The organism is Microbulbifer mixtoriginis (SeqCode), assembly GCF_052466865.1.
In genome coordinates this window covers 778,664-787,500 of the sequence record NZ_CP174293.1, presented here as the reverse complement: position 1 = coordinate 787,500, position 8,837 = coordinate 778,664, and the positions used below count along the sequence as shown (strand labels likewise).

Below are 8,837 nucleotides of genomic sequence, written 5' to 3'. Positions count from 1 at the left end.
CCCAAGCGAACGATAAAGTAGCTATCACTCATCGCTTTATCACGTTCAAATACTGATGCGGGCTCCGCATTCGCGCTCATGCCTACCGCCTGGCCATTAATCAATACGGCATTACGACCCAAGGCATCTTTCACCGGCTTACCAGAAGGCGCCATACCTGCATCCACAAGTATGTTGATCAGACTCTGCTCACCAAAATCTTTTGGAAGTGCAGATGAGGGTAGGCCATCGAGGCGAAGCTGTTCCAAATCACTGGCGGATAAATCTGCAATATCCCCTGAGAAGAGCGCCCGAGAAATACGCTCAGCCGCAGCCAACCCCTCTTCACCATGTACCAGACGGGTTACTTCTCGAGCCAAAATACTCTGAGCCTCGGGCTTACCTGCTCGCTCACCATCAGCCTGTTCAATGGCTTCAATTTCATCGACACTCAAAAAGGTGAAGTAACGCAGGAATTTATAGACATCCGCATCGGCGGTATTCAGCCAGAATTGGTAAAAGGCATAGGGGCTAGTACGTTTGGGGTCAAGCCAGATAGTACCGCTTTCCGTTTTACCAAACTTGGTACCATCCGCCTTGGTCACTAATGGCAAGGTCAAACCATAAACTTTACCGCGGTGCTGGCGACGGGTCAGATCAACACCGCCGGTAATATTACCCCACTGGTCGGAACCGCCGATCTGCAAAGTGCAACTATTGCGTTTGTACAGTTCGGAAAAATCCATGGACTGCAGCAACATATAGGAAAATTCAGTAAAGGAGATACCTTCACCCTCTCTCTGAATGCGCTGCTTAACCGACTCTTTATTCACCATATTATTGACTGAGAAATGTTTTCCCACGTCACGTAGAAAGTCGAGCACGTTCAACTCACGTGTCCAGTCCAGATTATTCGCTACCAGTGCGCTGTTTTCACCACAGTCAAAATCGATAAACTGAGAAACTTGGTTCTTCAACTTCTCAACCCAGCCGGCAACCACATCCGGGGTATTTAGACTGCGCTCTTGGGCTTTAAAAGACGGATCCCCGATTAATCCGGTAGCACCGCCCACCAAAGCAATCGGTTGGTGACCTGCCGCCTGAAACCTCTTCAAAGTCAACAACGGTACTAGACTGCCTATATGAAGGGAGTCTGCGGTGGGATCAAAGCCACAATAAAGGGTTCGGCTCTCAGACAAATGCTGCGTAAGTTCGCCGTCACCAGTCGCCTGATTGATTAATCCGCGACGGTCCAAGTCTTCAAGCAGTGTCATGTCGACCCCAGCCATGCTTTCCCCTCATATTTAGGCTTGAAAATAGCGCCACCGGGCGGCGGCAAAATGCGCTGCAACATTACCGAACTTTTTGGCAAATACAAGCGGGCCTTATAGCCCCACTGAAATGATGAAATAAGTGCTGAGGAACTAATTCATGGAGATATGGGTCAATTACCCAGTGAACCCAGGCGGCTTTTTTGCTATAAAGTCTCTTCAATGCCTGTTTTTTAAACACTTATTACTCCAAGCGCAGATAACAACCACAGCCGGCGCCGCCCGTTAATACCATGCAGAATCATCGCAAACCGACATCCCGTGTCCGTATAGGCGCCTTGCCCAAACATTTTCCCCGCGTACATGCGCTCACGGCTAGTGCCGCGGCCTGTGTGCTGGTGTTGGCAGTTTTTATTCCAACGCCGGAAGTGGAAGCCAAGCGTATGCCGCTTTCCGTCAATTTATCTTCAACTGAAGAGACCGTGACCGATCAGCAACCCGTGCATGTTGAGAAAGTTGCTCCCGAGCAAGGTATTGCATTAGCCACAGCAGCTGTGGCTAAAGTACAGTCATTAAGCTTGACCGTACGTAATGGTGACACTCTATCCGACCTGTTTAAGCGCGCCAAAGTGAGCGCCGGGGAGATGTATCAGCTACTGGGTAGTGGCAAGGAAGCGAAAAAATTAGCGCGACTTAATCCTGGCGAAGAATTGACCTTTACAGTCAATGCGGATGGAAAATTGCAGGGTTTAGCGCTGCAAAAAGACCAACTCCGTCAGGTCAGATTCACCCGCGATGCGGAAAGCAGGTTCCAACACGATTTAGTCCAGCGTGAACCCGACAGCCATCCAGCTTACCGCCAGGGACAAATTGATAGCTCATTATTTGTTGCCGGTAGTGATGCCGGTTTGAGCGATAGCCTGATCATGGAAATGGCCGATGTCTTCAGCTCGGATATCGATTTCGCACTGGATATTCGCAAAGGCGACAGTTTCAGTGTGATGTTTGAAGAAAAATTCCTCGACGGAGAGAAAATCGGCAATGGTCCTATTCTCGCCGTCAGCTTTACCAATCAGGGAAATACTTACAGCGCAGTTCGCTATGTCGATAGTAGTGGCGATGCCAATTACTTCACACCTGAAGGTAAAAGCATGCGTAAGGCGTTTATTCGCACGCCATTGGATATAGTGCGTATCAGTTCACACTTTAATCCTCGCCGTCTACACCCAGTGTTCAAGTCGCGTCGTCCTCACAACGGTACCGATTATGCTGCTCCGCGCGGCACTCCAGTTTACTCAACGGGCGACGGCCGAGTCATTGCATCCGGCTACAGTAAGCCCAATGGCAACTATGTATTTATTCAGCATGGCGAACGCTACGTTACCCGCTATTTGCACCTAACAAAGCGCAAAGTGAAGAGAGGCCAGCGAGTAAAACAGCGCCAGGTTATTGGTACTGTCGGCTCTACTGGCTATGCTACCGGCCCCCACTTGCACTATGAATTCCTGGTGGATGGCAGACACCGCAACCCGGCCACGATCGTGCGTAAACTGCCCAAGGCCAAGTCTGTGCCTTCAGCGGAACTGACGCGCTTTAAAAACCAAACCCAGCCACTGCTGGCTAAGCTGGAAAATTACCAGGGCCCCGCCCTGGCAAAACTCGAAGACGACAACTAAACAAGCACTATTTTTATGTCCGATCTTTTTATCGGCCTGATGTCCGGTACCAGCGTCGATGCTATCGACGCGGTGCTGGTCGACTTTGGCGGCGAAGAGAAAATCAAGCCGCGCATCCTGGCAGCTCTAAGCCACCCTATCCACCCTTCATTGCGCAGTGCCATCCTCGCTCTATGCTCTCCAGGTCCCTCAGAATTAGACCGTGCGGGGCAGCTGGATCGACAGCTCGGCCAAGTATTTGCCGAGGCTACGAATACCCTATTAGCTCGTGCCGGTATAGAACCGAGGGATGTCACCGCAGTCGGCAGCCACGGACAAACTGTCAGGCACCGGCCACCCGGCACCGTTAGCTCCCCCTTTACTCTACAGTTGGGCGACCCCAACACCATTGCGGCACTGACGGGTATCAGCACTATCGCAGATTTTCGTCGACGCGATATGGCCCTGGGAGGCCAAGGGGCACCATTGATGCCCGCCTTCCACCGCGCCGCATTCAAAACCGAAGGCAACCGTGCCGTTGTTAATATTGGCGGCATGGCCAATATCACCGAGCTGAAAGCCGATGGCAGCATTTGTGGTTACGATACTGGCCCCGGCAATGCCCTGCTGGATTACTGGGTAGGTCTACACAAAAAACAGCCTTTCGATCGGGACGGCGGCTGGGCAGCCAGCGGACGCGTAAGTCCCGAGTTGCTCAATCGTTTAATGTCAGCGCCCTACTTTTCCGCAGAGCCTCCCAAGAGCACTGGGCGTGAAACTTTCAATGCCAACTGGCTAGAACAGGCCCTGGCTGGGCTAGAGCTAGCTCCCGCAGACGTACAGGCAACTCTATCGGAAGTTACCGCTGCAAGTATTGCTGAAGCCGTGCATTCATTCGCTGATGGTGGAGAGTTGCTAATATGCGGTGGCGGGGCCAGGAATAAAGATTTGTTATCCAGGTTGCAGAGGCGATTGCCCACTTGGTCGATTGCCGATACCGGCACCTATGGTATTGATGCCGATTGGCTTGAGGCAGTGGGCTTTGCCTGGCTGGCACGGCAGACATTACTCGGTCTGCCCGGTAATTGCCCCGGTGTGACCGGAGCAAAAAAAGAAGCCGTGCTAGGGGCTATCTATCCCCCTTAAGCGGCTAGCTGACGAGCGGCTCAGATTGAGAAAGATGAGCCGCAGCCACAGGTCGAAGAGGCATTGGGGTTTTGCACCACAAAGCGGGAACCAGCCAGTCCCTCCTCGTAGTCCACATTGGCACCCACTAAATAGGGGTAACTCATCGCATCAACCAGCACCTGGATACCATCCTTTTCGATAATGGCATCGTCTTCGGCAACCAGTTCATCGAAGGTAAAGCCGTACTGGAATCCAGAGCAGCCGCCACCGGTTACAAAGACCCTGAGCTTTAATTCCGGGTTGCCCTCCTCTTCCAACAGGCTCTTGACCTTAGCCACCGCTTTTTCGGTGACCACTAGTGGTGCAGGAGAAAAGGATACAGCTTCTGACATAAGTCTCTCTCAACTCATCGGGACGTTCGCAGCTCGTATAAAAACCATACTGAGCACAGCCTCGGGGGCGTCATCTTGCTTAAACCCAGCAAATCAGTCAAGTATTTGGCACAACAGACCCCAGCATCAGTGAGAACCGGGGCAGTAATTTAAGGTTTAGTTTATGAGGCTTCTATCACCGTCTCGTCTTCGGAATACCCAATCATAGGGGGCTCACCCGCAGAACTGAGGTCAGCATTGGAAACCAAGGCGCCATTGACCTGGGCACCTTTCATCATCTCAATCAACTTGTAGTGTACATTGCCCTCAACCATCGCTTTGGACGCCAATTCCAAATGACGGGCAGCGAATACATCTCCACTCACATTACCATTGATGACCACCTGGGGCACACGGATTTCTCCCTCTATAACGCCACCCTCGACAATCTGTAAGCGGGCATCGCTGTCGCTATGAGCGGAAACATTGCCCTTTACTTTGCCCTCGATTACCAGGTTACCGCGAAAGTGTATATCGCCAGTGACTTCCGTCTGGCGCGCGATCAGAGTGGTATGGTTACTACCGGTGCTGGCCATAGTTACGTGCTTCTCTTTTTTTCTTAACATAATCCCTAAAACCTCATGCCTTTGGCATCAATGCTAGCTTTTCTGTACCAACCAGCCGTAGCGCTGTTCAATATTGAAACCCGTGCGCCCACTGGATTTGAGCGACAGCTCCACACCCTCTGGAATAAATCCTTCCGGTAGGCTCAACTCACCCTCAATGTTCTGAAAATATTTAAAACGCAGCGGTATAGACTCTGTATCCACCTGCTCTGATAAGTCTTTGAGGGCGTAGCGCATTGGCTCACCATCTTGACGACCCACAACTGTAAAAGTGGCAGCCCCCTTGATTACATTGCGGCGTGCTGCCGACTGCTGCACTTGCAGCTTGTACTGATAGCTGCGCGCATCAGCAGTCTGGGAGAGAATAAAACGTCCAATTGAAACCCCTTCCCCTCCTTCTGCTGGCGCCATGACCCCTCGATAAAAAGAGATTTCCTGCTTCAGCTCGGCAATCTGGCTCTCTTTCTGTACCAACTCAGTTCGCACCGCTTCACTGGCCTGCTCACCGATTACCAAAGACTGCTCGGCGGTAGCTGCACGCAGGCGCAACGCCTCATTCTCGCTATTAAGCGCCTCGAGTTTCTCCAGCACCCGGGTGTACTCCAGAGTCTTTTCATCGAGGTTTTTACGTAGATGGTATTGGCCCGCAAAATAAGAGCCAGCAGCGGTGACCAAAACCAACAAGGTGACTCCACCTACGGCAATCACGCCGGAGAAGGGGCGATGAGGCACCACTTTCATACGGTACTGCTTGCTGCCTTTCACTTTGAGCTCCATAAAATTCGCTGGGGCCAAACCGGAGTTGCCGGTTGTCGTATTTTTTTGATTTTAAGGCAGCAGCGCAGGGCTCTCCAAGCCCAACGTCTCAGTTAAGCCAAACATAATGTTCATATTTTGGACCGCCTGAGCCGAGGCGCCCTTGGCAAGATTGTCGATCACCGACATTACCACCAGGGTATCCCGATCCTGAGGCTGCATCACGGAAATCCTGCACATATTTGTTCCGCGCACACTACGGGTTTGAGGGTGACTTCCAGCCGGCAGTACATCCACAAAGGGCTCATCTTTGTAACGCTGCTCAAATAGCATCTGCAATTCACTTGGAGACAGGCTCGCTGAGGAGCTGGTTTTAGCAAAAAGTGTGGCATGGATGCCCCTGACCATAGGAAGTAGGTGCGGCACAAATGTCACCTTTACTGGGTTGGCACCGAGTGGTTGTATATTCCGCAGCCCCTGCTCAATCTCTGGTAAATGGCGATGGCCCGCAGCGGAGTAGGCACGGAAGTTATCGCTATTTTCCGCCAGAATTAGATCGGTCTTGGCCTGACGCCCGGCACCACTAGCACCACTGGCCGCACTGGCAATCAGTTCTGATGGTTCCACTACCCCCGCTTCCACTAGAGGGATCCAGCCCAACTGAATCGCAGTGGGATAGCAACCGGGACAAGCCACCAGTTGCGCAGCTGCAATATCGGCGCGGTTGACTTCGGGTAACCCGTAAACCGCCTCCTTGGCCAAGGCCGGAGCTGCGTGCTGCTGACCGTACCAGGCTTCCCAGGAGGGAATGTCCTTGAGACGAAAATCAGCGGAGAGGTCGACCACCCGCACGCCGCGTTCAATCAGCGCCGGCACCTGCGCTTGTGCAACTCCATGGGGAGTCGCAAAAAATACAAGATCACAGCTAGCCAGCTGCTCAACATTCGGTTCACAAAAAGCCAGGTCATAATGACCACGCAGACTGGGAAATAATTCTGCGACAGGTGTGCCCTTCAGGGATCGTGAGGTGATTGCGGTTACCTTTACCTGAGGATGTGTCGCCAAAATCCGCAGCAGTTCCACTCCCGTGTAGCCGGTGCCTCCGACAATTGCTACCTTAATCACCTTGCAAAACTCTCCCGATAAATTCGTCAATTGAGACGATAATCATAAAATCAGCCAAGCACTCTAACACAAGCCCCGGACCTTGAAGGATGTGCGGTGTCACAGCGCCCCAGGATTTCACTTAAAAGCACCCTGAGCCGTTACTTACCAAAGACAAACGGCCTGGAACAGATCCGCCTGCAACTCTCTGCCCGGGAAGCCCTGGCACCACTGCTTGGCATGGCTTTGATTACCGGAGCACTCGCCGGTGGAGTCACAGTGTTATTCCGTTTTGCTATGGAGTGGCCGACAGCTTTTTTTCTTTCAGTCCCCCAAAATTATGAGTCGTTGCCCCCACAGTGGCGGTTTGCCCTACCGATAATCGGCTCTCTACTCATCGGGGTTATTTACCTGGCGCTCAGTCCCAAGCGCTACGACGTCGGTGTAGTGCATGTGCTCGACCGTCTCTATAACCACCAGGGCAATATGCCGATATCCAACGCAATACTGCAATTTTTCGCCGGTGCCATCGCCCTAATTAGCGGGCATTCGGTCGGGCGAGAAGGCCCAGCTGTACATCTGGGTGCCGCCAGCGGTAGCTGGTTAGCCCGTACACTGCGACTACCCAATAATTCTGCGCGCAACCTGCTCGGTTGTGGTGTTGCCGCCGCGATTGCCGCTTCTTTCAACACCCCCCTGGCCGGTGTGGTATTCGCTATGGAAGTGGTAATGCTGGAATATTCCGTGGCCGGTTTTTTACCGGTTATGTTGGCGGCGGTAACTGGGAGCGCAATCACCCAGCTCACTTTTGGACGCGAACCAGACTTTAATGTGCCGGCAATCCATCTCAACTCCCTGGCCGAATTGCCAATTTTATTTTTGTGTGCACTGGCTATCGGCTTTCTGGCTGCACTTTTCATACTGGCCCACCGCAAACTCACCAAGCAGAATAATCGATCCCCACTATTGCGTTTTTTAGTGGTCGGCCTGGTGACAGGCACCATCGGAATCTGGGTCCCAGAAATTCTCGGTGGGGGCTACGACACATTGCAAATGGCCATGCTGGGAGAGTTGGGCGTAAACACTTTGGTGGTTATTGTTGCGGCCAAGCTGGTTGCCACCGCTCTGGGGTCCGGGTTGGGTATTCCCGGAGGCGTCATTGGACCCAGCCTGATCCTCGGTGCCTGTCTCGGTGGCATCGCCGGCGGCCTTGCCAATATGTGGCTGGGTGAGCACACCGCGAGCCCTGGCTTTTACGCCATGGTGGGTATGGCAGCAATGATGGCTGCCATGCTCAACGCACCCCTCGCCGCCCTACTCGCTATTCTCGAATTGACCTACAACCCCAATGTGCTGTTCCCCGGCATGATGATGATCGTGGTGGCCACCTTGATCAGTCGACAATTTTTCGGCACCCAGGGAATTTACCTGGAGACACTGCGTGCATTAGACAAGGCCGGTACCCCAACCTGGCGTCAGCAGATGCTCAGTGGTGTGGGTGTTGCAAGTCAAATGGATCGGCGTTTTATTGTTGCTCAACAGGAAATTACTGTAGAGCAGGCACAGAGTTACATCGCACAACACCCCCAATGGATATTGATCGACCTATCTAATGAAAAACCGCCTGAACTCTTACGCGCCGCTGACTTGGCTACATTCCTCCAGGGCAGTGGAGAGGAGGGAAGTGAAGAGTCTCTTGTTGAGCACGAACAAAAGATCGGGGAAAAAGCAGCAACTATTGATTTGTTAAAAATTCCCGGTGAGCGCAAACAAATGGCGGAATTAAATTGGCGGGCCACTATGTTGGAGGCCCAGCAGGAACTGAAAAAAACCGGTGCCGACGCTCTCTACATCAGCCGCCATCAGAGCGGTTCTCTGGACAATCGCATCGCGGGCATTATTCTGCCGCTACAGATCGATAACTTTTACCGGAAATAATCGTTTCCG

General features: G+C 52.5%; 8 protein-coding genes (1 of these 8 cut by a window edge). 3 read left to right on the top strand and 5 right to left on the bottom strand.

Translation table 11 applies throughout. The features are described from left to right. On the bottom strand, nucleotides 1–1,268 hold the 5' portion of the coding sequence (gene tyrS, locus ACJJJA_RS03485; protein WP_444903753.1) for a tyrosine--tRNA ligase. 37 nt of this gene lie to the left of the window's left edge; 1,268 of the gene's 1,305 nt are visible here — the first part of the coding sequence; its start codon is at nucleotides 1,266–1,268; its stop codon lies off the left edge, out of view. Nucleotides 1,269–1,543: 275 nt separating this feature from the next. On the opposite strand from tyrS, the gene ACJJJA_RS03480 reads away from it, so the two are divergent. Together ACJJJA_RS03480 and ACJJJA_RS03475 are read left to right on the top strand one after the other, a co-directional pair. Continuing rightward, on the top strand, nucleotides 1,544–2,926 hold the full coding sequence (locus tag ACJJJA_RS03480) for a peptidoglycan DD-metalloendopeptidase family protein (protein WP_444903752.1): 1,383 nt from the start codon (nucleotides 1,544–1,546) through the stop codon (nucleotides 2,924–2,926). Between the two features lie 15 nt (nucleotides 2,927–2,941). Beyond that, on the top strand, nucleotides 2,942–4,051 hold the full coding sequence (locus ACJJJA_RS03475) for an anhydro-N-acetylmuramic acid kinase (protein WP_444891428.1): 1,110 nt from the start codon (nucleotides 2,942–2,944) through the stop codon (nucleotides 4,049–4,051). A 20-nt stretch (nucleotides 4,052–4,071) separates the two neighbouring features. Here ACJJJA_RS03475 and erpA read toward each other — a convergent pair whose 3' ends face one another. From erpA to argC, 4 genes are all read right to left on the bottom strand, one after another. Further along, complete coding sequence (erpA, locus tag ACJJJA_RS03470; protein WP_444903751.1) at nucleotides 4,072–4,425, bottom strand: iron-sulfur cluster insertion protein ErpA; 354 nt, start codon at nucleotides 4,423–4,425, stop codon at nucleotides 4,072–4,074. A gap of 161 nt (nucleotides 4,426–4,586) precedes the next feature. Then, nucleotides 4,587–5,030 (bottom strand): bactofilin family protein, encoded by a 444-nt coding sequence (locus ACJJJA_RS03465; protein WP_252084393.1) that lies wholly within the window; start codon nucleotides 5,028–5,030, stop codon nucleotides 4,587–4,589. Between the two features lie 33 nt (nucleotides 5,031–5,063). Further along, nucleotides 5,064–5,795 (bottom strand): DUF6776 family protein, encoded by a 732-nt coding sequence (locus ACJJJA_RS03460; protein ID WP_252084392.1) that lies wholly within the window; start codon nucleotides 5,793–5,795, stop codon nucleotides 5,064–5,066. Nucleotides 5,796–5,858: 63 nt separating this feature from the next. Next, nucleotides 5,859–6,911 (bottom strand): N-acetyl-gamma-glutamyl-phosphate reductase, encoded by a 1,053-nt coding sequence (gene argC / locus ACJJJA_RS03455; RefSeq protein WP_252084391.1) that lies wholly within the window; start codon nucleotides 6,909–6,911, stop codon nucleotides 5,859–5,861. A gap of 96 nt (nucleotides 6,912–7,007) precedes the next feature. On the opposite strand from argC, the gene ACJJJA_RS03450 reads away from it, so the two are divergent. Beyond that, nucleotides 7,008–8,828, top strand: a complete 1,821-nt coding sequence (locus tag ACJJJA_RS03450; protein WP_444903750.1) for a chloride channel protein — start codon at nucleotides 7,008–7,010, stop codon at nucleotides 8,826–8,828. The last annotated feature ends 9 nt before the right edge of the window (nucleotides 8,829–8,837 follow it).